This is a genomic window from Amycolatopsis roodepoortensis, assembly GCF_024628825.1.
GTDB lineage: Bacteria > Actinomycetota > Actinomycetes > Mycobacteriales > Pseudonocardiaceae > Amycolatopsis > Amycolatopsis roodepoortensis.
Genome location: NZ_CP102415.1, coordinates 2927609 through 2953540, shown reverse-complemented (window position 1 = coordinate 2953540; position 25932 = coordinate 2927609). Strand labels below are relative to the sequence as shown.

At 66.2% G+C, this 25932-nt stretch carries 19 protein-coding genes and 3 rRNA genes; 15 read left to right on the top strand and 7 right to left on the bottom strand.

Features of this window, described 5'->3' with window-relative positions; translation table 11 throughout:
* Positions 1-411: 411 nt before the first annotated feature.
* From NQK81_RS13875 to rrf, 3 genes are all read left to right on the top strand, one after another.
* Positions 412-1928: ribosomal RNA gene (locus NQK81_RS13875) — 16S ribosomal RNA — on the top strand.
* A gap of 325 nt (positions 1929-2253) precedes the next feature.
* Positions 2254-5390: ribosomal RNA gene (locus NQK81_RS13870) — 23S ribosomal RNA — on the top strand.
* Between the two features lie 82 nt (positions 5391-5472).
* Positions 5473-5589 (top strand): 5S ribosomal RNA (gene rrf, locus NQK81_RS13865).
* Together the 16S, 23S and 5S rRNA genes form the textbook arrangement of a ribosomal RNA operon.
* Positions 5590-6044: 455 nt before the next feature.
* Here rrf and cobF read toward each other — a convergent pair.
* Positions 6045-6809, bottom strand: coding sequence for a precorrin-6A synthase (deacetylating) (gene cobF, locus NQK81_RS13860; protein WP_257488512.1), 765 nt, complete (start codon positions 6807-6809; stop codon positions 6045-6047).
* Positions 6810-6905: 96 nt separating this feature from the next.
* On the opposite strand from cobF, the gene NQK81_RS13855 reads away from it, so the two are divergent.
* The 3 genes from NQK81_RS13855 to NQK81_RS13845 are packed head-to-tail and all read left to right on the top strand — an operon-like array spanning position 6906 to position 9501.
* Entirely contained in the window at positions 6906-7112 is a 207-nt protein-coding gene (locus NQK81_RS13855) for a heavy-metal-associated domain-containing protein (protein WP_126729947.1), read from the top strand.
* On the top strand, positions 7109-7267 hold the full coding sequence (locus NQK81_RS13850) for a hypothetical protein (RefSeq protein ID WP_185926948.1): 159 nt from the start codon (positions 7109-7111) through the stop codon (positions 7265-7267). Before NQK81_RS13855 ends, NQK81_RS13850 begins: the two co-directional genes overlap by 4 nt.
* Before the next feature lie 41 nt (positions 7268-7308).
* Positions 7309-9501 (top strand): heavy metal translocating P-type ATPase, encoded by a 2193-nt coding sequence (locus NQK81_RS13845; RefSeq protein ID WP_257489755.1) that lies wholly within the window; start codon positions 7309-7311, stop codon positions 9499-9501.
* Here NQK81_RS13845 and NQK81_RS13840 read toward each other — a convergent pair.
* Entirely contained in the window at positions 9452-9733 is a 282-nt protein-coding gene (locus NQK81_RS13840; protein WP_007034631.1) for a metal-sensitive transcriptional regulator, read from the bottom strand. The two genes, NQK81_RS13845 and NQK81_RS13840, sit on opposite strands and share 50 nt — an antisense overlap.
* A 170-nt stretch (positions 9734-9903) precedes the next feature.
* On the opposite strand from NQK81_RS13840, the gene NQK81_RS13835 reads away from it, so the two are divergent.
* Positions 9904-10266, top strand: coding sequence for a YciI family protein (locus tag NQK81_RS13835; protein WP_126729944.1), 363 nt, complete (start codon positions 9904-9906; stop codon positions 10264-10266).
* On the opposite strand, the gene NQK81_RS13830 is transcribed toward NQK81_RS13835, so the two are convergent.
* Positions 10263-10931 carry a M protein gene (locus NQK81_RS13830; protein ID WP_257488511.1) on the bottom strand — a complete coding sequence of 223 codons (669 nt, stop codon included), beginning with the start codon at positions 10929-10931 and terminating at the stop codon, positions 10263-10265. The two genes, NQK81_RS13835 and NQK81_RS13830, sit on opposite strands and share 4 nt — an antisense overlap.
* 300 nt (positions 10932-11231) lie before the next feature.
* On the opposite strand from NQK81_RS13830, the gene NQK81_RS13825 reads away from it, so the two are divergent.
* On the top strand, positions 11232-11840 hold the full coding sequence (locus NQK81_RS13825) for a maleylpyruvate isomerase family mycothiol-dependent enzyme (protein WP_257488510.1): 609 nt from the start codon (positions 11232-11234) through the stop codon (positions 11838-11840).
* Here the strand turns inward: NQK81_RS13825 and NQK81_RS13820 are convergent, their stop codons facing one another.
* The 4 genes from NQK81_RS13820 to NQK81_RS13805 all read right to left on the bottom strand — a co-directional run bounded on the left by NQK81_RS13820 (position 11841) and on the right by NQK81_RS13805 (position 15429).
* Positions 11841-13175 carry a copper resistance CopC/CopD family protein gene (locus tag NQK81_RS13820; protein WP_257488509.1) on the bottom strand — a complete coding sequence of 445 codons (1335 nt, stop codon included), beginning with the start codon at positions 13173-13175 and terminating at the stop codon, positions 11841-11843.
* On the bottom strand, positions 13172-13747 hold the full coding sequence (locus NQK81_RS13815; RefSeq protein WP_126729937.1) for a hypothetical protein: 576 nt from the start codon (positions 13745-13747) through the stop codon (positions 13172-13174). The genes NQK81_RS13820 and NQK81_RS13815 overlap by 4 nt, the downstream gene beginning before the upstream one ends.
* Positions 13748-13862: 115 nt before the next feature.
* Positions 13863-14549, bottom strand: coding sequence for a winged helix-turn-helix transcriptional regulator (locus tag NQK81_RS13810; protein WP_034313734.1), 687 nt, complete (start codon positions 14547-14549; stop codon positions 13863-13865).
* Positions 14550-14589: 40 nt separating this feature from the next.
* Positions 14590-15429 (bottom strand): AfsR/SARP family transcriptional regulator, encoded by an 840-nt coding sequence (locus NQK81_RS13805; protein ID WP_257488508.1) that lies wholly within the window; start codon positions 15427-15429, stop codon positions 14590-14592.
* Positions 15430-15650: 221 nt separating this feature from the next.
* Here NQK81_RS13805 and NQK81_RS13800 point away from each other — a divergent pair, with 221 nt between their 5' ends.
* The 7 genes from NQK81_RS13800 to NQK81_RS13770 all read left to right on the top strand — a co-directional run bounded on the left by NQK81_RS13800 (position 15651) and on the right by NQK81_RS13770 (position 25931).
* Positions 15651-17924, top strand: a complete 2274-nt coding sequence (locus tag NQK81_RS13800; protein ID WP_257488507.1) for a TOMM precursor leader peptide-binding protein — start codon at positions 15651-15653, stop codon at positions 17922-17924.
* 42 nt (positions 17925-17966) lie between these two features.
* Positions 17967-19427 carry a SagB family peptide dehydrogenase gene (locus tag NQK81_RS13795; protein WP_257489754.1) on the top strand — a complete coding sequence of 487 codons (1461 nt, stop codon included), beginning with the start codon at positions 17967-17969 and terminating at the stop codon, positions 19425-19427.
* Positions 19428-19612: 185 nt separating this feature from the next.
* Complete coding sequence (locus tag NQK81_RS13790; protein ID WP_371878869.1) at positions 19613-20515, top strand: helix-turn-helix domain-containing protein; 903 nt, start codon at positions 19613-19615, stop codon at positions 20513-20515.
* Positions 20516-20687: 172 nt separating this feature from the next.
* Positions 20688-21629, top strand: coding sequence for a DUF1702 family protein (locus tag NQK81_RS13785; RefSeq protein WP_257488506.1), 942 nt, complete (start codon positions 20688-20690; stop codon positions 21627-21629).
* Entirely contained in the window at positions 21626-23590 is a 1965-nt protein-coding gene (locus NQK81_RS13780; RefSeq protein ID WP_257488505.1) for a CRTAC1 family protein, read from the top strand. The genes NQK81_RS13785 and NQK81_RS13780 overlap by 4 nt, the downstream gene beginning before the upstream one ends.
* The gene (locus NQK81_RS13775; RefSeq protein ID WP_371878868.1) at positions 23587-24582 is read left to right on the top strand and encodes an enediyne biosynthesis protein; all 996 of its coding nucleotides are present in this window, start codon (positions 23587-23589) and stop codon (positions 24580-24582) included. Before NQK81_RS13780 ends, NQK81_RS13775 begins: the two co-directional genes overlap by 4 nt.
* Complete coding sequence (locus NQK81_RS13770) at positions 24579-25931, top strand: cytochrome P450 (protein ID WP_257488503.1); 1353 nt, start codon at positions 24579-24581, stop codon at positions 25929-25931. Before NQK81_RS13775 ends, NQK81_RS13770 begins: the two co-directional genes overlap by 4 nt.
* Position 25932 lies beyond the last annotated feature (1 nt).

Below are 25932 nucleotides of genomic sequence, written 5' to 3'. Positions count from 1 at the left end.
ACTCGGAGCAATGTTCTTGCCCAGGAGTTCACCTGAGGTCTCTTGGAGCGATCACCGCGTGATCGCCGGGTCAGGGCTCGTTTATGGCCTCTGACCTGCGCGAATGTCGTTAAGGTACCCCCCTGTTTTCGGGGGTTTCCGGCCATGTAAAGTTCTCTTCGTCGCCAGGGAAACCGGGCGGCCGACCGGGACACGAACCAAGCTCTCGCTCAGTGCGATTGAGTGGGTGTCTCACCAAAAACTGCTAGGAATGACTGCTTCGGATAAGGCCGCGTGACTGTGGTGCGATCTGGGGTGTGTTGCTTGAGAACTCAACAGTGTGCTAGTGAACTAAGCCAGTAGAGCTTATGTATTTGAACCTCGTTTTGAGGTTCCTTTGAGAGCATTAAATTGCCTCGATCAAATTTGACATTGTTGGAGAGTTTGATCCTGGCTCAGGACGAACGCTGGCGGCGTGCTTAACACATGCAAGTCGAACGATGAAGCCTTTCGGGGTGGATTAGTGGCGAACGGGTGAGTAACACGTGGGCAATCTGCCCTGTACTTTGGGATAAGCCTGGGAAACTGGGTCTAATACCGGATATGACTGCTGATCGCATGGTTGGTGGTGGAAAGCTCCGGCGGTACAGGATGAGCCCGCGGCCTATCAGCTTGTTGGTGGGGTAATGGCCTACCAAGGCGACGACGGGTAGCCGGCCTGAGAGGGTGACCGGCCACACTGGGACTGAGACACGGCCCAGACTCCTACGGGAGGCAGCAGTGGGGAATATTGCACAATGGGCGCAAGCCTGATGCAGCGACGCCGCGTGAGGGATGACGGCCTTCGGGTTGTAAACCTCTTTCGCCAGGGACGAAGCGCAAGTGACGGTACCTGGATAAGAAGCACCGGCTAACTACGTGCCAGCAGCCGCGGTAATACGTAGGGTGCGAGCGTTGTCCGGAATTATTGGGCGTAAAGAGCTCGTAGGCGGTTTGTCGCGTCGTTCGTGAAAACTCCACGCTTAACGTGGAGCGTGCGGGCGATACGGGCAGACTTGAGTTCGGTAGGGGAGACTGGAATTCCTGGTGTAGCGGTGAAATGCGCAGATATCAGGAGGAACACCGGTGGCGAAGGCGGGTCTCTGGGCCGATACTGACGCTGAGGAGCGAAAGCGTGGGGAGCGAACAGGATTAGATACCCTGGTAGTCCACGCTGTAAACGTTGGGCGCTAGGTGTGGGCGACATCCACGTTGTCCGTGCCGTAGCTAACGCATTAAGCGCCCCGCCTGGGGAGTACGGCCGCAAGGCTAAAACTCAAAGGAATTGACGGGGGCCCGCACAAGCGGCGGAGCATGTGGATTAATTCGATGCAACGCGAAGAACCTTACCTGGGCTTGACATGCGCCAGACATCCCTAGAGATAGGGCTTCCCTTGTGGTTGGTGTACAGGTGGTGCATGGCTGTCGTCAGCTCGTGTCGTGAGATGTTGGGTTAAGTCCCGCAACGAGCGCAACCCTTATCCTACGTTGCCAGCGCGTTATGGCGGGGACTCGTGGGAGACTGCCGGGGTCAACTCGGAGGAAGGTGGGGATGACGTCAAGTCATCATGCCCCTTATGTCCAGGGCTTCACACATGCTACAATGGCTGGTACAGAGGGCTGCGATACCGCGAGGTGGAGCGAATCCCTTAAAGCCGGTCTCAGTTCGGATCGCAGTCTGCAACTCGACTGCGTGAAGTCGGAGTCGCTAGTAATCGCAGATCAGCAACGCTGCGGTGAATACGTTCCCGGGCCTTGTACACACCGCCCGTCACGTCATGAAAGTCGGTAACACCCGAAGCCCATGGCCCAACTCTTCGGAGAGGGAGTGGTCGAAGGTGGGACTGGCGATTGGGACGAAGTCGTAACAAGGTAGCCGTACCGGAAGGTGCGGCTGGATCACCTCCTTTCTAAGGAGCAACACATCCACAGTCCTCGGGATACCCGAGATCAGCGCTGTGGAGTGGCCAGGGTTTCACCACCGAATGTGTGGTAGCGCTGGTTGCTCAAGGAATTGTGGAACTACTGGTTAGGGTTCGAGATTGGGTTGCCGGCGGGGGCGAGTACTGCTCCGCAAGGAGCGTGGAAAGTGTTACGCCGGATTCAGTCGAGAATTGTTCACTATGCACGCTGTTGGGTCCTGAGGCAACACGCCGAGGGGCTTACACGAGCTCCAGGGTTGTTTGTTTCTGGTGTGGTGTTTGAGAACTGTAGAGTGGATGCGAGCATCTTTGTGGTCAAGTTGTTAAGGGCACATGGTGGATGTCTTGGCTTCAGGAGCCGATGAAGGACGTGGGAGGCTGCGATATGCCTCGGGGAGCTGTCAACCGAGCTGTGATCCGAGGATTTCCGAATGGGGAAACCCAGCACCAGTTATGTGGTGTTACCCGCATCTGAATATATAGGGTGTGTGGAGGGAACGCGGGGAAGTGAAACATCTCAGTACCCGTAGGAAGAGAAAACAACCGTGATTCCGTGAGTAGTGGCGAGCGAAAGCGGAAGAGGCTAAACCATGCACATGTCAAGCTGTCAGGCGTTGTGTGTGTGGTGTTGTGGGACCCGCCTTGGAAGATCTGACAGTCTTCCGGGTTTACGCGTGTGTTAGTGGAACGCCTTGGGATGGGCGACCGGAGTGGGTGAGAGTCCCGTACGCGAAAACACATGTTTGTGGACCTTGGTGGTGTTCCCGAGTAGCAGCGAGCTCGTGGAATTTGCTGTGAATCTGCCGGGACCACCCGGTAAGCCTAAATACTTCCTGAAGACCGATAGCGGACTAGTACCGTGAGGGAAAGATGAAAAGTACCCCGGGAGGGGAGTGAAAGAGTACCTGAAACCGTGTGCCTACAAGCCGTCAGAGCCCGAGCACATCCTTGTGATGTTGAGGTGATGGCGTGCCTTTTGAAGAATGAGCCTGCGAGTTAGTGCTGCGTGGCGAGGTTAACCCGTGTGGGGTAGCCGTAGCGAAAGCGAGTCTGAATAGGGCGATTGAGTCGCGTGGTCTAGACCCGAAGCGGAGTGATCTACCCATGGCCAGGCTGAAGCGTCGGTAAGACGACGTGGAGGGCCGAACCCACTTAGGTTGAAAACTGAGGGGATGAGCTGTGGGTAGGGGTGAAAGGCCAATCAAACTCCGTGATAGCTGGTTCTCCCCGAAATGCATTTAGGTGCAGCGTCACATGTTTCTCCACGGGGGTAGAGCTACTGGATGGTCTAGGGGCCTTACCGGGTTACCGAAATCAACCAAACTCCGAATACCGTGGTGTGAGAGTGTGGCAGTGAGACGGCGGGGGATAAGCTTCGTCGTCGAGAGGGAAACAGCCCAGAACACCAGCTAAGGCCCCTAAGTGTGTGCTCAGTGGGAAAGGATGTGGGATTGCCCAGACAACCAGGAGGTTGGCTTAGAAGCAGCCACCCTTGAAAGAGTGCGTAATAGCTCACTGGTCAAGTGGTCCTGCGCCGACAATGTAGCGGGGCTTAAGCACACCGCCGAAGCTGTGTCATTGACACATATAGATCGGCGTTCTCCTTGCGGGGACGTCTAGTCGTGTTGATGGGTAGGGGAGCGTCCTGCATCCAGGGAAGCGGCGGCGGAAGCCAGTCGTGGAGGGTGTGGGAGTGAGAATGCAGGCATGAGTAGCGAATGCAGAGTGAGAAACTCTGCCGCCGGATGACCAAGGGTTCCTGGGCCAGGCTAATCCGCCCAGGGTAAGTCGGGACCTAAGGCGAGGCCGACAGGCGTAGTCGATGGATAACGGGTTGATATTCCCGTACCCGAGCACGTGCGCCCAGGATGAGGCGGTTGATACTAACCACCCGAAGCGCCATCCAAGACCCTTCGGGGTGGAGGGTGGTTGTGGAGCGTGGGATCTGATTCCGTAGTAGTCGAGTGATGGGGTGACGCAGGAAGGTAGCTCCGCCAGTGAGTGGTAGTACTGGTGTAAGCGTGTAGACCGAGTGGTAGGTAAATCCGCCGCTCATCAAGGTTGAGACGTGATGCGTAGCCGATTGAGGCGAAGTAGAGTGATCCTATGCTGCCGAGAAAAGCCTCTAGCGAGTGCGTGCACGGCCCGTACCCCAAACCAACACAGGTGGTCAGGTAGAGAATACTAAGGCGATCGGGTGAACTGTGGTTAAGGAACTCGGCAAAATGCCCCCGTAACTTCGGGAGAAGGGGGGCCAAACACTCTGAAGTCCCTTGCGGACTAGGGGTGGGTGGCCGCAGAGACCAGCGGAAAGCGACTGTTTACTAAAAACACAGGTCCATGCGAAGTCGCAAGACGATGTATATGGACTGACGCCTGCCCGGTGCTGGAACGTTAAGAGGACCGGTTAACCCTTCGGGGTGAAGCTGAGAATTTAAGCGCCAGTAAACGGCGGTGGTAACTATAACCATCCTAAGGTAGCGAAATTCCTTGTCGGGTAAGTTCCGACCTGCACGAATGGCGTAACGACTTTCCGGCTGTCTCAACCACAGGCCCGGCGAAATTGCACTACGAGTAAAGATGCTCGTTACGCGCGGCAGGACGGAAAGACCCCGGGACCTTTACTATAGTTTGGTATTGGTTTTCGGTTCGGCTTGTGTAGGATAGGTGGGAGACTGTGAAGCCGGCACGCTAGTGTTGGTGGAGTCGTTGTTGAAATACCACTCTGGTCGGATTGGGAATCTGAACCTCGGACCATGATCTGGTTCAGGGACAGTGCCTGATGGGTAGTTTAACTGGGGCGGTTGCCTCCTAAAGAGTAACGGAGGCGCCCAAAGGTTCCCTCAGCCTGGTTGGCAATCAGGTGTTGAGTGCAAGTGCACAAGGGAGCTTGACTGTGAGACAGACATGTCGAGCAGGGACGAAAGTCGGGACTAGTGATCCGGCACCACCTGGTGGAAGGGGTGTCGCTCAACGGATAAAAGGTACCCCGGGGATAACAGGCTGATCTTGCCCAAGAGTCCATATCGACGGCATGGTTTGGCACCTCGATGTCGGCTCGTCGCATCCTGGGGCCGGAGTAGGTCCCAAGGGTTGGGCTGTTCGCCCATTAAAGCGGCACGCGAGCTGGGTTTAGAACGTCGTGAGACAGTTCGGTCCCTATCCGCCGCGCGCGTAGGATACTTGAGGAAGGCTGTCCCTAGTACGAGAGGACCGGGACGGACGAACCTCTGGTATGCCAGTTGTCACGCCAGTGGCATGGCTGGTTGGCCACGTTCGGAAGGGATAACCGCTGAAGGCATCTAAGCGGGAAGCCTGTTCCAAGATGAGGTATCCCACCCCTTTGTGGGTTAAGGCCCCCAACAGACCATTGGGTTGATAGGCCAGAAATGGAAGCACAGTAATGTGTTGTCGAGTTGACTGGTACTAATAGGCCGAGGACTTGCCCACAAAGATGTTACGCATCCACTCTACAGCTCTGAAACACCACACAACCACCAGCAAGATCGGTGGGAGTGTTGTTTCGTAGTGTTTCGGTGGTTATAGCGTCAGGGAAACGCCCGGTCCCATTCCGAACCCGGAAGCTAAGCCTGACAGCGCCGATGGTACTGCAACCGAAGGGTTGTGGGAGAGTAGGACACCGCCGGACTAACTTTAAAGAAAAGGGCCCAGGTCGGTCGAGAACCCAGAGTTCTCCCGACCTGGGCCCTTTTTTTCATGCCTAAACCCCGCCACACGCGTGACTTAACCCGTATCTCACGTGATCAGAGACGTATCTCGCGTGATTGAACCCGTCACTCACGTGATCAGAGACGTGACACGTGTGATCACACGGACGACACCCGTGTCTACCGGGACGACAAGCGTGATTGGCTGGCCGACACGGCACCCCGGCCACCTGATCACACGTGTCGTCCCCCTGATCACGCGTGTCGTCCACGCAAACACACGCGCCGGCCGCCTGACCACGTGAGTTACGAGCCTGGGCACGCGAGTTACGGGCTCAAGCACGCGAATGACGCCTCTGGACACGCGAGTTACGCCTCTGATCACGTGAGTGACGGGGTAGGGCACGCGAGGGGGTAAGCGAGGGGGGTAAGCGAGTTAGGGGCGGGTCGGGCGGCGTAGGTGGTAGATGTCCATGATCCAGCCCTTGCGGGAGCGCGCGGAGGCGCGGACGGAGCGGATCTCCGCGGCGAGGTCGGCGGACAGGGGACCGGAGAGCAGGAGCTCGTCGGGCGTCCCGAGGTACGCGCCCCAGTAGATCTCCAGGCCCGTGTCGACGAACTGCGAGAAGGTGCAGTTCGCGTCCAGCATGACGAAGACGTCGTCGACGTCCGCGGGCCAGCCGGCTTCGAGGCGGCGGCCGGTCGTGACCAGGACCGGGCGGCCGATCTGGTTCATCGTGGTCCGGTGCCGGGAGGTCAGCGCGGCCACGCTGCTCACGCCCGGGATGACGTCGTACTCGAACTCGACGTTCCCCCTGGCGAGCACGGCGTCCAGCAGGGTCAGAGTCGAGTCGTAGAGCGCAGGGTCTCCCCACACGAGGAACGCGCCCCGCTCGTCGGGACCTAGTGAAGCGATCATGTTCTCGTAGACGTCGGTCCGGAGCCGGTGCCAATCGGCGACGGCCTTCCGGTAGTCGTCCGGAGTACGGTCGCGTTCGGGGTCCGGCGCCCGGACGACGCGGTAGCCGGGCCGTTCGACGAACCGGTCGAGGATCTCCTGGCGCAGCGCCGTCAGGTCCTGCTTCTCCGAACCCTTGTCGAGGACGAAGAACACATCGGTCTCGTTCAGCCGCCGGACGGCCTGGACGGTCAGGTGTTCCGGGTCGCCGGCGCCGATGCCGATGGCGGAGATCTTCCTCATTTCCGCAGTGTCCCCGCACCCTCCGTGCACACCCCTACCCCCACGGGGTATAAAGGAAGTGATCGCTCCACCTGTCCTGTAGAGGAGTTCGTACCGATGGCCGAAACCACCTACACCGTGAAGGGCATGTCCTGCGGGCACTGCGCCTCCTCCGTCACCGAGGAGGTCAGCGGGATCGCGGGTGTCAGCGCCGTGAACGTGGACGTCGCCAGCGGCAAGGTCACCGTCACCAGCGACGCGCCCCTGGACGTCCAAGCCGTCGACGCGGCCGTCACCGAGGCCGGTTACCAGCTCGTCTCGTGAGCACCGCCGTCAAGGTGTCGGCGTTCGCCGCGGCCCTGGTCGCGGTGTTCGCCGTCGCCTGGGCGATCGGTTCCGCCGTCGGGCCGCTGGACGAGCCGCCCGCGCCGGCGCCGGCCAGCGAGCATCACGGGCACCATCCGGGAGGTACGCCGTGAGCGCCGCGACATCCCAGCGAGTCGAGCTGGCCATCGGCGGGATGACCTGCGCCTCCTGCGCCGCGCGGGTCGAACGCAAGCTCAACAAGGTCGACGGCGTCTCCGCCACGGTCAATTACGCCACCGAGAAGGCGCAGGTCGACTTCCCCGCCGCGCTCTCGGTCGAAGACCTCGTCGGTGTCGTCGAGTCCGCCGGCTACACGGCTCAGCCGCCCCGGCCCGACGAAGACGAAGACCAGACCGGCTCCCTGCGAACCCGTCTCGTGGTCTCCGCCGTGCTCGCCGTGCCGGTGATCGTGCTGGCGATGGTCCCGGCCTGGCAGTTCACCTACTGGCAGTGGGTCTCGCTGGCATTGGCCGCGCCGGTCGTCACCTGGGGCGCGTGGCCGTTCCACCGCCCGGCCTGGACGAACCTCCGCCATGGCGCCGCCACCATGGACACCCTGATCTCGCTCGGCGTCGTCGCCGCCACGCTCTGGTCGCTGTACGCCCTGCTGTTCGGCGCCGCCGGCGTACCCGGCATGCGCCACGGCTTCGAGCTGACGATGCAGCGCGGGTCCGGCGCGGGCAACGTCTACCTCGAGGTCGCCGCCGGGGTGACCACGTTCCTCCTGGCTGGCCGGTACTTCGAGGCCAGGTCCAAGCGCCGCTCCGGAGCCGCGCTGCGGGCGCTGCTCGAACTCGGGGCGAAGGACGTCGCGGTCCTCAAGGACGGCCAAGAGAGCCGCGTCCCGATCGGTGCGCTGAAGGCGGGCGACGAGTTCGTCGTACGGCCGGGGGAGAAGATCGCCACCGATGGTGTCGTGACCGACGGCGGCTCGGCCGTCGACCTGAGCATGCTGACGGGTGAAGCCGTCCCGGTGGAGGTCGGCGCAGGGGACGCCGTCGTCGGCGGGACGGTCAACGCGAGCGGGCGGCTCGTCGTCCGCGCCACCCGGGTCGGCGCCGACACACGGCTCGCGCAGATGGCACGGCTGGTGGAGGACGCGCAGAACGGCAAGGCGCGGGTCCAGCGGCTCGCCGACCGGGTGTCGGCCGTGTTCGTCCCAGTGGTGATCGCGCTCGCGGTCGGCACACTCGGCTTCTGGCTCGGCGCGGGCAGCGGAGCCGACGCCGCCTTCACCGCCGCCGTCGCGGTCCTGATCATCGCTTGCCCGTGCGCGCTCGGCCTTGCCACACCGACAGCGCTGCTGGTCGGCACTGGGCGCGGCGCGCAGCTGGGCATTCTCATCAAGGGGCCGGAGGTGCTCGAATCCACTCGTGCCGTCGACACCGTCGTCCTGGACAAGACCGGCACGGTGACCGCCGGGAAGATGAGTCTCACCGATCTTTTCGGCGCCGATGAGACCGAGGTGCTGCGCCTGGCAGCGGCGGTCGAGCACGCGTCCGAACATCCGATCGCCCGCGCGATCGTCGAGGCCGCCGAGGAGCGGCTGGGTGAGCTGCCGCCGGTCGGCGGATTCCGCAACGTCGAGGGCCTTGGCGTCATCGGCGAGGTCGAGGGTAAGACCGTTCTCGCCGGGCGGCCCGCGCTCCTCGACCAGCACGGTATCGCGGTCGGCGACGAGTATTCCCAGGTCAAGACGGCCGCCGAGGATCGTGGCGCGACCGCGGTGGTCGTCGCCTGGGACGGCGAGACACGTGGCGTGGTCGTCGTCGCCGACACGGTCAAGCCGACGTCGGCCGAGGCCGTGGCGGAACTGAAGGCGCTCGGGCTCCGCCCTGTCCTGCTGACCGGCGACAACGCCGGTTCCGCGAAGGCCGTCGCCGCCGAAGTGGGGATCGACGAGGTGGTCGCGGAGGTCCTGCCCGTGGACAAGGTCGACGTCGTCAAACGGCTGCAGGCCGAAGGACGCGTGGTCGCCATGGTCGGCGACGGCGTCAACGACGCGGCCGCGCTCGCGCAGGCCGACCTCGGTCTCTCGATGGGGACCGGGACGGACGCCGCGATCGAGGCCGGTGACCTCACCCTGGTGCGCGGCGACCTGCGCGCGGCCGCGGACGCCATCCGGCTCGCGCGCCGCACCCTCGCCACGATCAAGGGCAACCTGTTCTGGGCGTTCGCCTACAACGTCGCCGCGCTGCCGCTGGCCGCGCTCGGCCTGCTCAACCCCATGATCGCGGGGGCCGCGATGGCGTTCTCCTCGGTGTTCGTCGTCACCAACAGCCTGCGGCTGCGACGCTTCAGGACCGGACCAGCCGGGCGATGGCGTCGGACGCCTCCCGGACCTTGAGGTCGGCCTCTTCACCGCCGGCGGCGGCGGCGTGGACCACGCAGGTGGCGAGGTGCTCGTCCAGCAGTTCGAGGGAGAACGACTGCAGCGCCTTCGTGGCCGCGGACACCTGGGTCAGGATGTCGATGCAGTACTTGTCCTCTTCCACCATCCGCTGCAAGCCGCGGATCTGCCCTTCGATCCGGCGCAGGCGCTTGAGATAGGCCTCCCGCTCGGTGCCGTAGCCCGTCATTCCGCACCCGTTCTCTCGTCGTTCCCTGTCCTCGACCACTATACCCTCCCCACGTATATGCGTGGGTTGGCCGAATTCCAGGATGCCAGGATGTCGAGGACGATCCGGCGGCTCCGACTCCTGCGTGAGTGGCCGGGGCACCGGCCGCCGGACGACCAGGAGGAACACCGATGAAGTACATGATCATGATCACCATGAACCCCACCGCCTGGGACGCGCTCCCCGAGGAGGAGCGCAACGAGGTGGTCGCGCGCATCGACCCTTTCATGAAGAAGCTCACCGAGAGCGGCGAACTGCTGGGGACGCAGGCGCTGGCGGAACCGAAGGAGAGCACGGTGGTCCGGGTGCGTGACGGCGTCCCGGTGGTCACCGACGGCCCGTTCGCGGAGTCGAAGGAGTACCTGGCCGGCTTCTACCTGGTCGAATGCGACAGCAAGGAGCGCGCGATCGAGATCGCGGGCCAGATCCCGGACGCGCATATCAACGCGATGGAGATCCGGCCGGTCGTCTTTTCTTCAGGCGACCCCGCCTAGGTCGCGGCCGCTTCGGTGCCGGTGCGGGCTTCGGGCCTGCTCCGGCGCTGAACGGGCACTTCCGGTTTCGGTGTGGGGGACACGGCAAGCACCGAACCGGCCTCGGTGAGCAGCTCTCGGCAGCCGACCAGCTGTTTCAGCACGTCGTCGCGCAGGCGGAGGGCCACGTCGGCCTTCTGCCGCGCTTCGGCGACCAGGCGCTCGCTCTCCGCGGCGGCGTCGTCGAGCAATTGTTTCGCCCGGGCCTGCGCGGCCTCGTCCCGTGCTGCGAGCGCGCGCATCGCCTCCGCGCGGCGCAGCGACATGGCGAGCTCGAAGTCTTCGGCGACCCGCTTCCGTTCCGCCTCGGCCTTGGCGGCCTGCTCGGCGGCGCGGGCGGTGATGTCCTCGGCTTCTTCGCGGGTGAGTTCGAGCATCCGGCGCGAGCGCTCCTGCAACGCGTCCGGCGCGATCGGGACACGGCTGATCCGGTCGACCGTGGCCTTCAATTCGCGAATGTCCTCGCGCGCGCCGGTGAGTTCGGCGTCGAGAGCCTCTTCGCGGCGGAGAGCCTCGTCGCGTTCGGCTTCCACTCGTCGTAGTTCGGCTTCCACCTCGCGAACGAATTCCCGGACCTGCGCGCGATCGAAACCACGCCACGCCAGATCGAAGCCGGGCATCTCCATTGGTCACCTCCACAGTGGTCGATGTGTCGCCATTGGGCGCTTTCTCTTGCCACACGGGGCTTTCACCGACCAGTGTGCCTGAAGCCGCGGCGACACGCGCCACGGGTGGGTGGTCTTTGCGTTGAACGGTACGCGCAAGCGGGAAGAAGCGTGAAGCCGGCGAACCGGTGGGAGAATGGACGACCATCGCTTACCCCTACTGGAGGTGGCCGCGTGACGAGCAGCCGAATTCGGGTCCCTGGCTGGAATACGGCGACAGCGGCCGAAGGGTATCGGCAGGTCAGAGAGAACTTCGCGATCTTGCTCGCCGATCACGCCGGTGCCGCCGAGCGGGCCGTCCCGGCTTGTCCACAGTGGACCGTCCGGGAGCTGGTCGCGCATCTGGCCGAGATCTGCGATCGGGTGATCACCCGGTTCGGTGGCGAGGCCTGCCCGGTACCGGAGACGGCGTCGGCCGCCGAAGTGCTGAAACTCTGGCTCGAACGCGGCCCCGAGGCCGACACCCTCCTCGCCGCCGACGGCGACGGGAAGGGCCGCGGCGACATCATGGTGATGGACGCCTTCACCCACGAGCTCGATCTCCGGTACGCGCTCGGCGTTCCGCCGCCCGGGGCGCACGCCGCCTGGCTGCGGGGATTCGAAGTGCTCGTCCGCGGCCTCGGCGACTCGCTCGGCAGGCACGGACTGCCCGGCATGCGGATCGAGACCGAGGGCGCGACCTGGGTCGCGGGTACCGAGCCGGTCGCGGCGGTGCTTTCGGGTGCGCCCGTGGACCTGTACCGGTCGCTCGCCGGGCGTCGGAGCCCGGCCCAGATCGCCGCCATGGACTGGCTTGGCGATCCCGAGCCGTGGCTCCGGGCCTTCACCTGGGGGCCGTTCGCCCCGCCGGAGGAGGAGATCGAGCGGTGATCAGCCGGTCGGGGACATCGAGGACAGCGCCGCGGCCAGCGCGAGCACCACGGCGACGATCAGCACCTCGACCCCGACGCTGATCCGCAGTTTCCGCAGGTCGGCGGTCACCACACCGGTACCGCCGCGCCCGGAGATCCCGCGCCGCACGGCGTTGCGGCTCACGTTCGCCACCAGCAGCAGCGCGGTGAATCCGGCCAGCTTCGCCACGAAGAGGATGCCGTAGGCCGACGTCCAGAGCGCCTCGACCGACGGCACGAGCCGGAAGCCGAGGTAGGCGCCGCTGACCACCATGATCACGATCGACCGGGTGGCGATCGGGTGGAACCGCGCCAGCGCCGGTTCGGCTTCGGATGCCGAATACGTGCCGCGCAGGAGCACGGCCAGCTGGATCAGCCCGCCGACCCAGACGGCCATCGCGCCGAAATGCGCCAGATCGGCGCTGACCGAGAGGAACATGATCTTGTCGGCCACCGCGTGCCCGGTCGCGGAGAAGCTCAGCATCACGATGAACCCGGCGGCGATGCCGAGGTTCTCGTAGCGAGAGCGCAGCCGGTCCGGCAGGTCGCCCGCGAGCAGCCGTCGCACGATCACAGCGAGCGCGACGATCGCGGCCAGGCGCAGGAGCAGGAGCTTCCCGTACGCCACCCGCAGGGTCGCCTCGATCAGTGCCGGATCGAAGATCGCGCCCGCCCCGCGGCCCGCGACGTACGGACCTTGCAGCAGGAATCCGGCCACGGCCGTGACCCCGGAGACCCAGATGCCCGCGCGGATCAGCTTCCGCGCCGACGGATCGGTGCGGCCTTCCGGGCGGCAGACCAGCAGGAACACCAGCCCGCCCAGCAGCGCGACACCACCGAAGGAGCCCCAGCGGAAGGTGGTGAACAGCGCGTCGGTCACCGGGTCGGTCCCGGTGGAGGCGGACACCGCGCCCGCCGACGTGATCAGGGGACCGGTGCCGATCACGAAGGCGATCGTGCCGCGCACCGGATGCGAATCCGTCGAGACGAAGGCGTACTCGACGAGGTAACTGCCGTCGGGAAGATCGGGCTCCAGTTCGACGGCGACCTCTTCGGCGACCTCGCCCGGCTGGAAGACCGGACCGGCCACCACGTCGGTGCCTTGCTGGTCGAGCACCTTGATCGAGTTCGGCTGGATGCCGATGTTCTCCGACAGGGTGAGCGAGACCCGGGCGGGGGCCGAGGTGAGCCGGGCGCCGTCGGCGGGGTTCGAGGAAAGGAGTTCGACGTGGGCCGAGGCCGGGGCCGCGGTGAGCACCGCGACCCCGAAACACGCCGCCAGCAACGCCAGTAGCGCGAAGAGCCTCCTGGTCACGACGCCGCGGTCGCCAGCTCACGCCGGCTTTCGGGCGAGCACGTGCACCCGGTCAGCTCCCGCTCGGCGGCGGGGGCCTTCCGGTGCACGATCATCGCGATGATCATCGGGATGGTGACGATCGTGTTGTAGAACAGGTGCAGTTCCACGCGCGGGATGAACAGCTGGATGATGCTGCTCGGCGCGGTGCCGCCGCCGAGCCGCCAGCCGGTCTGCGCCTGGATCAGCAGGAGCAGGTGTTCGATGTGGTGCCAGAACTGCAACCCGAGCGCGAGGTTCCACCACTGCCGCGAACGGCCGGCGAAACCTTTGCGCAGGGCGAACAGGAAGACCAGCATGACGATGGCGTAGCCGTAGTGCAGCCATTCGGAGCTGATCAGTTTCGGGAAGGGGATCCCGAGTACGCCGCGCGCGTCCGGGGTCTTCCAGCCCAGGGCGTAGATCTGGAACGCCTGCACCAGGTGTTCCGCCCAGTGGGCCACGACCACCACCGCGAAGGAGAGAAGAGCCGCGCGGTGGTATTTCCCGTTGAGCGCGGCGAGTAGACCCGGACGCGAATCGAGTGTGGCCATGAAGGGCTCCTATAACGAAAGACCGACCGGTGACGGATCCTGACGATAGCCCGCGATCCGGAGGTTTCCGTTACTCCGGATTGCTGATCCGACCTGCGGTATTACGCCGGATGGCTCAACGGACGACGATTCCTTCGGTCACTTTCGGAGCCGCGGGGATGTGGAACAGTTCCGCGAACAGTTCGAGGTATTCGAAGGCGCCTTCGAGGCGGATCTTGCCGGTTCGCGTCGCGTCGGCGGCGGTGAGGTCCCCGGTCAGGAGGTCCTTGATGAACGGGCCGAGCGGTTCGATGACCGCGTCGGCGCCGGGGTGCGCGCCCTCCGCGACCTTGAGCGCGCCGTCCTCGACGATCGCGTGCAGGATCATCTCGCCCGGGTAGCGCAGTTCGTAGGTGACCTGGACGCCCTTGGCCTTCTCGCTCCGGAAGGTCGTGTACAGCGAGAGGATCGCCGAGTCCAGGGTGAAGACGTCGTCGGCGGACGGCTGCCCGAGCGACCGAGCGCCCCAGAGGCCGAGGTCCAGCACGATCTGGTCGAGTTCGCTGCCGTACTCGGTGAGTTCGTAGACCACCGCGGCGTCGAGCTGGGGGAGCAGGCGGCGGCGGAGCACCCCGGACTGCTCGAGTTCGTTGAGCCGCGCGGACAGCGTGCTCGGCGGGATCTTGGGCAGGCCTGCCTGCAGCTCGGTGAACCGCTTCGGGCCGAGGACGAGGTCACGGACGATCAGCAGTGACCAGCGTTCGCCGATGATCTCCAGCGCCCTGGCCAGACCGCAGAACTGTCCATAGGTACGAATGCTCATCCGTCGATCCTCACTTTCGTTCCGTTGCGGGGAGTGGTGTTCACGCGGGTTCACCCTCGGACAGCAGGCCGTGGTGCAGTACCTGCAGTTCGTCACAGGGCTCGACGCCGAGTTCGTGGTTGAGCCGGGTCCGCACCTGACGGTACGTGGCGAGCGCGTCGGAACGCCGCCCGCTGCGGCCGAGCACGCGGATCAGCTGCCCGTGCAGGGCCTCGTCCAGCGGGTTCGCGGCGACCAGGGACCGCAGTTCGCCGATCAGCTCGTGCCGCATCCCGGCCGCGATGTCCGCCTCGATCCGCAGGTGCAGCGTGCTGCGCCGCTGCTCGACCAGATCGACCGAGTACGCCGACAGCACCGGTCCACAGTGGACGTTCGCGAGCGGCGGGCCCGACCACAGGGCGAGCGCGGAACGGAAGGCCTTCGCCGCTTCGGCGTGCTCGCCTCGCAGTTGCAGCTCCCGGCCCCGCTGCTGCAGCTCCTGGAACTCGAAGACGTCCACCTGCTCGGGGGCGATCCCGAACACGTACCCCGGCGGTTTCGTCGCCAGCATGGTCTCACCGTACGGGGCGAGCTCGTTCTCCTCGATGCACTTGCGAAGCTGGTAGACGTAGGTGTGCATGGTGGTGCGGACGCTGCGCGGCGGGTCGTCGGCCCACAGTTCCCGCACGATCGTGTCGATGGGGACGATCTTCCCCGGGCTCATCACCAGCATGGCGAGCACCTGCAACAGCTTCGGTGTCGTCGGCGCGTAGTCGATCCCGTCCCGCACGAGTTCGAGCGGGCCGAGGAGGGTGAAACGGAGGGGGCTTGCGGGCGCGACCGGAATCGGGTTGGGTGCCGAGCCGTGGTGCGTGTCCGCTACTCGTGATCCGGTGTACATCGCAAGCGCCCTCCAGCTCGATACGCGTCGAGACCTGATTCCCAGTACTTCGACAGTGGCAGAGCGGCCCGGCGCGGGCCAGTGAGCCGTCCACCAGCTGTCGCGTGCGTGCGTCCCGGAAGAACGTGGGTTTTTCATGTCCGAGGCGTGAATCGCGCACTGGCCGGGGTGGAGCCCGCCGAGCAGGATTCGAGAATCGAACCGACCTACTGGGGGTCTTCATGCGCGAGGCGTCTTCCACGACCGGCTCGATCAACGGCGCGCTGGGGTTCAAACGGCATCTACGCGCGGAGATCCGCGAGGGGAGCGGCGCCTACCTGTTCTCCGAACAAGGGGTCATCGCGATGCGCGGCGCGCAGGTCGCGTCGGTGGCGGCCCTGCTCGACGGCACCCGCGACCTGGACGGGCTCCTGGCCGCCCGCCCGGACGGAATGAGCGCCGAACAGGTCACCGGCGTGCTGGCCAGGCTGGTCGAGGCGGGTCTGGTCACCGTCCACGTCCCGGACGAGATCAGCGGGGACGAACGCGCGCTCGCGTACTGGGACGCGTGCGGTCTCGACGCCTCCGCGGTGGCCAGCCGTCAGAAGCCGGCGACGGCGAGCCTGACCGCTGTCGGCCGGGGCATCGACACGTCGCAGGTGGCGAGCGGGCTGGCCGCGAGCGGGATCGAAGTGGTCGGCACGGCGTCCGAACTGGCCATCGTGCTGTGCGACGACTATCTCGACCCGCGGCTGGCGGAGATCGACGCCGAGCACCGGCGTACCGGGCGGCCCTGGCTGCTGGCCCGGCCGTCGGGTGCGCAGGTGTGGATCGGCCCGATCATGCAGCCCGGCCGGTCCGGCTGCTGGCACTGCCTGACGAACCGGCTGTGGGGGCACCGGCACGCCGAGGCCTGCGTGCAGGAGGTCCTCGGGCACGACGGCCCCGCGTCGTTCCCGATGCCCGCCGTGCCGCCGCTGACCGCGGCCGCGTCGCACCTCATCTCCCTCGAAGCGTCCAAATGGCTGGCGGGACACCGCTATCCGGGGCAGCAGGCCGTGTGGATCCTGGACACGCTCGACCTCCAGGGGCGCCTGCACGAACTGCGGCGCCGCCCCCAATGCCCCGAATGCGGTGACGAGGGGATCGTCGCCGCGCGGACGGCCGAGCCGGTGGTGCTGCGGGAGGCCAAGAAGGCGACGTCGGGCGGTGGCGGGCATCGGACCCTCACCCCGGTCGAGGTGCTCGACCGCTACGGCCACCTGGTCAGCCCGGTCACCGGGATCGTCAAGGAGATCTCCCGCGACCCGCGGGCGCCGGCGTTCGTGAACGCGTACCACTCCGGCAAGAACGTCGCGCGCCGCGTGCGCGGCGAGGCCGGGTTGCAGGCCGGGCTGCGCGGGGAGAACGGCGGCAAGGGCGCGAGCCCGATCGACGCCGAGGTCGGCGCGCTGTGCGAGGCGATCGAGCGGTACTCGGCGAACTACCAGGGCGACGAACTGCGGATCCGCGACACCTTCCGCGCGCTCGGCGAGGACGCCGTCCACCCGAACTCGTGCATGCTCTTCGACGAGCGTCAATACGAGGGCCGCGCCGAGTGGAACGCCCTGCACGCCGACTTCCAGTACGTCCCGGAACGGTTCGACACCGAGGCCGCCATCGACTGGACGCCGCTGTGGTCGCTCACGCGGCAGCGCCGCAAGCTGATGCCGGCCGCGTACCTCTATTACGGGGTGCCGTGGGAATGCGGGCTCACCGGGATGCGCGCGGACTCCAACGGTTGCGCGGCCGGAAGCAGTATCGAGGACGCGATCCTGCAGGGACTGCTCGAACTCGTCGAACGCGACGCCGTCGCGCTGTGGTGGTACAACCGGCTTCCCGTTCCCGGCGTGGACATCGCTTCGTTCGACGACCCGTGGGCCGAGGAGATGGTCGGCCAGTACGCGCGCGCCGGCCGGGAACTGTGGATCCTCGACCTGACGGCGGACCTCGGTGTCCCGGTGATGGTCGCGCTTTCCAGGAGTATCGTCGGGCCCCGCGAAAACGTCATGATGGGTTTCGGCGCCCACCTGGATCCCAGGACGGCGCTGCGGCGGGCGGTCAGCGAGCTCAACCAGTTGATCCCGGCGGTGCTCGCGAACGACGTCGAACTCGACGACCCCGACGCGGCACGATGGCTCCGGTACGCGACGGTCGCGAACCAGCCGTATCTGCTGCCGGCGCCCGGCCGATCGGCGAAACGGGCCGCGGACTTCAAGTTCGTCCGTCGTCCCGACGTCCGTGACGACGTGGAGTGCTTGGTACGGAGGCTTTCCGTGCTGGGAATGGAGACGCTGGTGCTGGACCAGACGAGGCCCGACATCGATCTCCCGGTGGTCCGGGTGGTCGTTCCGGGGCTGCGTCCGTTCTGGAGCCGCTTCGCCCCCGGACGGCTGTTCGACGTACCGGTACGCCTGGGCAGGCTCGCCGAACCGACTCCCTACGAGCGGTTGAATCCCTTCCCCATGTTCTTGTAGATCAAGCTGGAGCAACAGTTGACGACAGATCCCCTCGGCGGTGTGGCCGAAACGATCCCCCTGTGGTCGCTCACCGACGACAGCCTCGTCGAAATCAGTGAGGACGGCTCACTGGTGGTCGTCACGCGCTGGGGTGAGCACGAATTCCCGCACGCGGAACCGCTGGTGGTGGAATCGTTGCGGCGCATGGCCTTGGGGCCGGTGTCGCTGGCGAACGTGACGTCGTCATGGGAGCCCGTCGAACGGGAACCCGATCTCGAAGGCGAACTGAGCTGGACGGCCGAGGGCGCCGACGCGCTGCGGCAGGTGCTCAAGGAACTCGGCGGCTCCGTGGTGCGCTCGCTGGGTCTCGCCGACGGCCGCGGACCGCTGCTGTCGGTGATCCCGGTCGTGCTCGCGCCGGTGTTCGCACCGGTGGCGATCCCCGCCACGCGCCCGATCCGGTTGTCCCGCTTCAGTTCCCTGCGTTCCGACGCCGACGGGATGGGGCTGGAGTCGCCGTCCGCGCGTTATCGCGTGGTGCTGTGCCAGCCGTGGGCGGTGCACGTCGCGGCGACCCTCGCGACGGCGAAGTCGGTCGGGGAGATCGTGACCACGACCGGGATCGATCGCGTCGTGGTGGGCCCGATCGTGTCCTATCTGGTCGCCGCGGGGGTCGTCCAGGCCGCCGGGGAGAACGGCAGGTTCGCCGAGGACGACGATCCCGAACTGGGCGTGTGGTCTCCGGACGAGTTGTCGTTCCACACCACGAGCCGCACCTGGCGGCCCGGCGGCCCGGCCGATCTCGCCGGGCTCGGGAATCCGCCGGTGGTCAAGGCTCCCACCGGTGAAGGCCCGAGCTACTCGTTGTTCCGGCCGGATCTGGCCGAGCGCGCGGAAACCGATCCGACGCTGACGGCGTTGTTGGAGAACGACCACAGCTGCCCGGAGTTCACCGAAAGCGTGTTGTCGGCCGAGCAGATCGGCGAATTCCTGTTCCGTGGCGCGAGAATCCGGTCGATCGGGCCCGCGCATCTTCCGAACGGGCCCGCGCACAGCGCCTCGCAGCGCCCGTATTTCAGCGTCGCCTGCCTGTACGAACTCGAGCTGTACGTGTCGGTGAACCGCTGTTCGGGGCTGGACCGCGGGATCTACCACTACGATCCGCTCGACCACCGGCTCAGCCTGGTCAACGACGACGTGGCCGATCTCGACGAGATGCTCGACATCGCGATGATCGGCGGCGGCAACCATCGTCGGCCCTCGGCGCTGATCACCGTCACCGCGCGGACGCCTCGGATGGCGTCCGTGCTCGGCGGTGGCGCGTACGCCACGACGCTGGCGCATGTCGGCGCGTTGCAGCAGACGCTCTATCTCGTCGCCCGCGCCATGGGGCTGGCCGCGCACGCCGTCCCGGTGGACGCCGGCGACCGCGTCGACCGCGCCCTCAAACTCGACTGGCCCGCCGAGGTGGGCGTCGGTGAATGCGTGCTCGATCTTCCGGTGGACGCCGTGGGGGAGTGAACGGCGAGGTGGTCGTGAGTGGCGTTTCGGGTTAGAACCCGAAACGCCACTCACGACCGTCCGCCGATCGCGCAAGTTCGGACAAGACCGCAGGACCCATCTCGATCGCTCGTCGAGCCCGCTGAAATCACCGACGCGTTAGCTGGCGTACAGAGAAAAGCGACAGCGAATCCGAGGTTGGTCTGATGCAGCTACGAACAGTCGCCATGGCGGCGAACGAGAAAGGCGTCACCGAACCCGGTCGGCACCCTGAGCCGGCGTCTCCCTTGCAACCCGCGGTGCTGCAGGCCATCTCCGCGATGCACGCGAGGTATTTCGACCCGATCACCTTGAGCGACCTGGCACAGGAAGTCTTCGTCAGCCCGTTCCATTTCTCGCGGATCTTCGCGAAGGCGACCGGGGTCACCCCCGGCCGCTACCTCACCGCGATCCGGCTCTTCGAAGCGAAACGACTGCTGCTGACAACATCGCTGACGGTGTCGGACATCGTGTGCAGCGTCGGCTACAGCAGTGTCGGCACGTTCACGAGCCGCTTCACCCGTGCGGTCGGGATGACCCCGACCCAGTACCGCGATCCCGAGGTCGGCGAGCTGCTGGTGGCGATGGCGCCGCACTTCCAGCGGCTGCCGACCCTGGAAGCGTTGCACAGCGCCGGAATGGGCAGCCCCACGATGCGAACCGGTACCGGCACGATCAGCGTGCGGGTCGAGACCCCGCGCGGGGCAGGCCCGGCGACCGTCCTCATCGGACTGTTCGCCGAGTCGATCCCGCAGTGCGGCCCGGTCGCCTTCGGTGGCAGGGCGAACGTCCTGTCCGCGGACATCGAGATCCAGAACGTCCCCGAGGGCCGGTGGACCGTCATCGGGGTGGCCGAGCACGCCGCCGGGACCGCGGCGTCGTCGTTCTCCGTCGGCACCCTGCCCGGCCGCGTCGACATCACCCGGTACGGCATGGTGCACCTCCGGATGCCGATGCGGGCGCCGTCGCCGACCGACGCGCCGATGGCGATCACCCTCGCCGACGGCCCGGCGCCTGCCGGGAACCGGATGGTCGCGCCGGCGCCCGGCTACCTGCGCGCGGTGGCCTGACCGAAAGTCGTTCCCGCGTTCTCCCGGTCTCGCAAACCGGGAGAACGCGGACGCAACCGTGGAGTAGCTGGGCTATCGCCACGCATGTGACGCTTTAACCGATCCGGAATTCGAATCCACCCGATAGGGGGAGAGTGCGTTGGGCAATGGTTGGCGCACGATCAGACGCCGCATGATCACGCCGGACGTCTCCGAGACGTCACTGGACAAGCGCGGTTTCCACAAGAAGAGCCCGGCCGCTCAAGAATTGCTGGAGACCGTCGGTGAGAAATTCCTGCTCGGCTACGCGCACGCGGTCGAAGCGCGGTCCGTCGGGCAGGCGGAAGAATGGCTCGAGCGTATTCCGGTGAAATACCGCGGCTTCGCCTACGAAGGCGCGGGAATGGGTTACGGAATGCTGGACGGGCTGCCCGGCGGCGGCCGCCGTCACATCGAGGGATTCCTCGACGGGCCCGGTGAGAAGCACGACTACATCATCTACGTCGGCGTCGGCTGGGCGATGGCGCGGCTGCCGCGCTTCCGCTGGCCCTCCGCCGACGACTTCGACCCGTTGCTGCGCTGGCTGGTGCTCGACGGCTACGGCTTCCACCAGGCGTACTTCAAGACGGCGAAGTACATCGACGGTCAGTTCCAGGACCCCGGCTTCTCCTGGCCGCCCGGCAACGACGGGTACGCGCTGCGCGCGATCGACCAGGGGATCGGGCGGGCGCTGTGGTTCATCTGCGGTACCGACGTCGATCTGGTCGCCGACGCGATCGCGCGCTTCCCGGAGCGGCGCCACGGAGACCTCTACGCCGGAGTCGGGCTCGCCTCGACCTACGCCTGCGGGGTCACCTCCGACGAACTGCTGAAACTGGCCGAGTTCGCCGGTGAGCACCGCGGGAATCTCGCCCAGGGCAGCGCTTTCGCCGCCGAAGCCCGCGTCCGCGCCGGGCTGCTGATCCCCGAGACCGAGGTCGCCACGCAGGCGATCTGCGGGCTGCCGGCCGAGCGGGCCGCGGCCATCACCCAGGAGGTGCGCCCCGCGACCGTGGTCGACGGCGAACTCCCGGCTTTCGAAACCTGGCGACAGCGCATCGCCGAAGCGATTCTTTCTGGAGGTGCAGGGAAATGACCGCGACCTTGGGCTGGCTCCGCAAGCAGCTTGCGGGCATCGTGGCCTTGGTGCTGATGGCGGGTCTGTTCGTGGTGGCCCAGCTGCCTACGGTCTCGACCGCCGAGGCCGACACGATGGCCTCGAAGTACGCGTTCGAACCACTCACGATCGCCTTGCCGGAAGCGGCGAAGAGCCAGTCGATCCGGACGGTGAACAAGGACTACGAGCACATCCGGGCCTGGATCTCGTCGGTCGGCGCCGCGATCGCGGTCAACGACCTCGACGGCGACAAGCTCGCGAACGACCTGTGCTTCGTCGACCCGCGCAGCGACCAGGTCGTCATCACGCCGACGCCGGGCAAGGGCGGCGACCGCTACGCGCCGTTCGCGCTCGACGCGGCGCCGCTGCCGATGGGCAAGTACATCGCGCCCATGGGCTGTGTGCCCGCGGACTACAACGAGGACGGCCGGGTCGACCTGCTGGCCTACTACTGGGGCCGCACCCCGATCCTGTTCCTCTCGAAGCCGGACGCCACGAAGCTGGAGCCGAAGGCCTACGAGCCGGTGGAACTGGTGCCGGGCAACAACTCCAAGAACGGCGAGTACTCCGGTCCACTGTGGAACACCAACGCCGCTTCGGTCGGTGACTTCGACGGCGACGGCCACCAGGACATCTTCATCGGCAACTACTTCCCCGACAGCGCGGTGCTGGACGACCGTGTCCAGGGCGGGGTCGAGATGAACAAGTCGATGTCGCACGCGGACAACGCGGGTGGCAAGTACATCCTGCGGTTCACCGGCGCCACCCAGGGCGCGAAGCCGACCGCGTCGTTCGCCCTCGACGACAAGGCCATCCCGGCCGACGCCCAGGGCGGCTGGTCGCTGGCGGCCAGCGCGACCGACGTCGACGGGGACAACCTGCCGGAGCTCTACATCGGCAACGACTTCGGCCACGACCGCCTGCTGTACAACAAGTCCCGCCCCGGTCACGTCGAGTTCGCCGAGGTGAAGGGCGTCCGCGGGCCCAACGAGCCGAAGTCCAAGGTGCTCGGCAACGACTCCTTCAAGGGCATGGGCGTCGACTTCGCCGACCTCGACCACGACGGTCTCTACGACCTGTACGTCAGCAACATCACGACGTCCTGGGGCATCGAGGAAAGCCACTTCCAGTTCATGAACACCGCCAAGGACACCGCGGATCTGCGCGGCCGTCTGCAGGGCGGCGAGGCGCCGTGGGTCGACCGCAGCGCGCAGGCGGGCACCGCGTGGTCCGGCTGGGGCTGGGACGTCAAGATCGCCGACTACAACAACAGCGGCGAATCGGTGATCACGCAGGCGACCGGGTTCGTCAAGGGCGACGTCAACCGCTGGCCGCAGCTGCAGGAACTGGCGACCTCGAACGACGAACTGCTGAAGCACCCGTCCTTCTGGCCGAACATGGTGGCCGGTGACGACGTCGGCGGCGACCACACCCTGCACTTCTGGGCCAAGAGCGCCGACGGCCGCTACACCGACCTCGCCCCGCGCCTCGGGCTCGCGGTCCCGGTGCCCACCCGCGGTATCGCCACCGGTGACGCCGACGGCGACGGCAAGCTCGACTTCGCCGTGGCCCGCCAGTGGGAGCAGCCGATCTTCTACCGCAACGTCAGCCCCGACTCCGGGTCGTACCTGAACCTGAAGCTGGTGCACGACAAGGCTTCGGCGGACGGTCCGCTCCAGGCGGCGGGCACCGCGGCGATCGGCGCGCAGGTCACCGTCATCACCCCCGACGGCAAGAAGTACATGGACCGGGTCGACGGCGGCAGCGGCCACTCCGGCAAGCGCAGCCACGAGATCCAGATCGGACTCGGCAAGGTCACCGGGCCGGTGAAGGTCTGCCTGCAGTGGCGCGACCTGACCGGGCAGATCCGCACGCAGGAAGTCCAGCTGACCCCGGGCAGCCACACCTTCCAGCTCGGCGCTCAGGCTAAGGAGAAATGACCGTCATGGCTGAGCAGACACTCACGGCACCGAAGAGCAACAAGACGATCACGGCCCTTCGCCGGTTCGCGATCTCGATCACGATCTTCAACATCATCGGCTACACCGTGCTCGGTTTCGAGCAGCCCTACACCTATCCGTTCATCGCGCTGGCCACGGCGTACGCCACGGAGATCCTGCTGGAGATCATCGGCGCCCGGGCGCAGGGCCGGGGCGTCCGCTTCCGCGGCAACGGTTTCAAGGGACTCGTGGAGTTCCTGTTCCCGGCGCACATCACCGGTCTCGCGCTGAACATGCTCACCTACGTCAACGACCAGGTGCTGGTCATGATGTTCGGCGTGGTGGTCGCCGTCGGCGCCAAGTGGGTCCTGCAGGCCCCGGTGCGGGGCCGGCTGCGGCACTACATGAACCCGTCGAACTTCGGCATCACGATCATCCTTCTGGTGTTCCCCTGGGCGAGCATCGCGCCGCCGTATCACTTCACCGAGCAGGTCGACTCCTGGGTCGGCTGGCTGATCGTCGGCATCATCATCGTCTCGGGCACCGTGCTCAACGCGATGCTGACGCAGCGGATGTGGCTGATCGGCGCGTGGCTGATCACCTTCGCCCTCCAGGCGATCATCCGCGGGTGGATGTTCGACACCGCGATCCCCGGCGCGCTCGGGATGATGACCGGGGTGGCGTTCGTGCTCTACACGAACTACATGGTCACCGACCCGGGCACGACACCGTCGAAGCCCGCGTCGCAGATCCTGTTCGGTTCGGGCGTGGCGCTGGCGTACGGGTTCTTCATGGTCGTACACGTGGCGTATGGCCTGTTCCTCGCCACCGCGCTCGTCTGCCTCATCCGCGGCGCGTTCCTGTGGGGCCTGCACTTCTCCAAGAAGGCCACCGAGAAGTGGGAGGCCGAGCAGGCGAAGTCGGCCGAGATCACCTCCCTGCCCAAGCCGGCCGAGAAGCCGGAGACGGAAACCGGGGCCGTGGCGGCATGACCTCCGGTGCGGAAACCAGCCGGGCGGCGCGTCTCGCGCCGCCCGGCCCGCCGCGCCGGGCGACCTTCGGTCTGCTGAAGAAGCTCTTCACCGACCGGCTGGCGCTCATGTCGGATTCGGCCCAGGTGCACGGGGACGTCGTCCGGATCGCGATCGGTCCCAAGACGATGTACCTGGTGAACCACCCCGATCTGGCGAAACACGTGCTCGCGGACAACGCGGCCAACTACCACAAGGGAATCGGCCTCCAGGAGGCAAGGCGGGCGCTCGGCGACGGGCTGCTCACCAGTGACGGCGACGTCTGGAAGAAGCAGCGCCGGACCATCCAGCCGGTGTTCCAGCCCAAGCGGATCGCGCGGCAGGCCACGGTCGTCGCGAACGAGGTCGAAGGCCTCGTGAAACGCTTGCGGGACACCGAAGGACCGGTGGAGATCCTGCACGAGATGACCGGGCTGACCCTCGGTGTGCTCGGCAAGACGCTGCTCGACGCGGACCTCGGCGGCTTCACGTCACTGGGGCATTCGTTCGAAGCCGTGCAGGACCAGGCGATGTTCGAAGCCGTGACACTGAGCATGGTCCCGCAGTGGGCCCCGCTGAAGAAGCAACTGCGGTTCCGGGAATCGCGGGCCGACCTCCGCCGGATCGCCGACGAGCTCGTCGAGCAGCGGCTGGCCAACCCGGTCGAGAACGGCGAGGACGTGCTCTCGCGCCTCATCGCGACCGACGGGACCCGCGAGCAGATGCGGGACGAGCTGATCACCCTGCTGCTGGCCGGGCACGAGACGACGGCGAGCACGCTCGGCTGGGCGTTCCACCTGCTCGACGAACATCCCGACGTCTTGGCGAAACTGCGTGCCGAGGCCGACGCCGTACTGGGCGACCAGCTGCCGACCCACGACGACCTGCACCGGTTGCCGTACACGGCGAGGGTCGTCGAAGAGGTCATGCGGCTGTATCCGCCGGTATGGCTGCTGCCGCGGGTGGCGCAGGCCGACGACGAGATCGGCGGCTATCACGTCCCCGCCGGATCCGACGTCGTCGTCGTGCCCTACACGCTGCACCGGCACCCGGAGTTCTGGCCGGAGCCCGAGAGGTTCGACCCGGACCGGTTCGATCCGGACCGGCCGAGCGGACGGCCCCGGTACGCCTACATCCCGTTCGGCGCCGGGCCGCGATTCTGCATCGGCAACAGCCTCGGCGTGATGGAGGCCGTCTTCGTGCTGACGATGGTCCTGCGCGACCTCGAACTCAGGAAGCTCCCCGGCTACGACGTGGTCCCCGAGGCGATGCTGTCGCTGCGGGTGCGGGGCGGGCTGCCGATGACCGTGCACACCAGGAACAGGAGGTAGG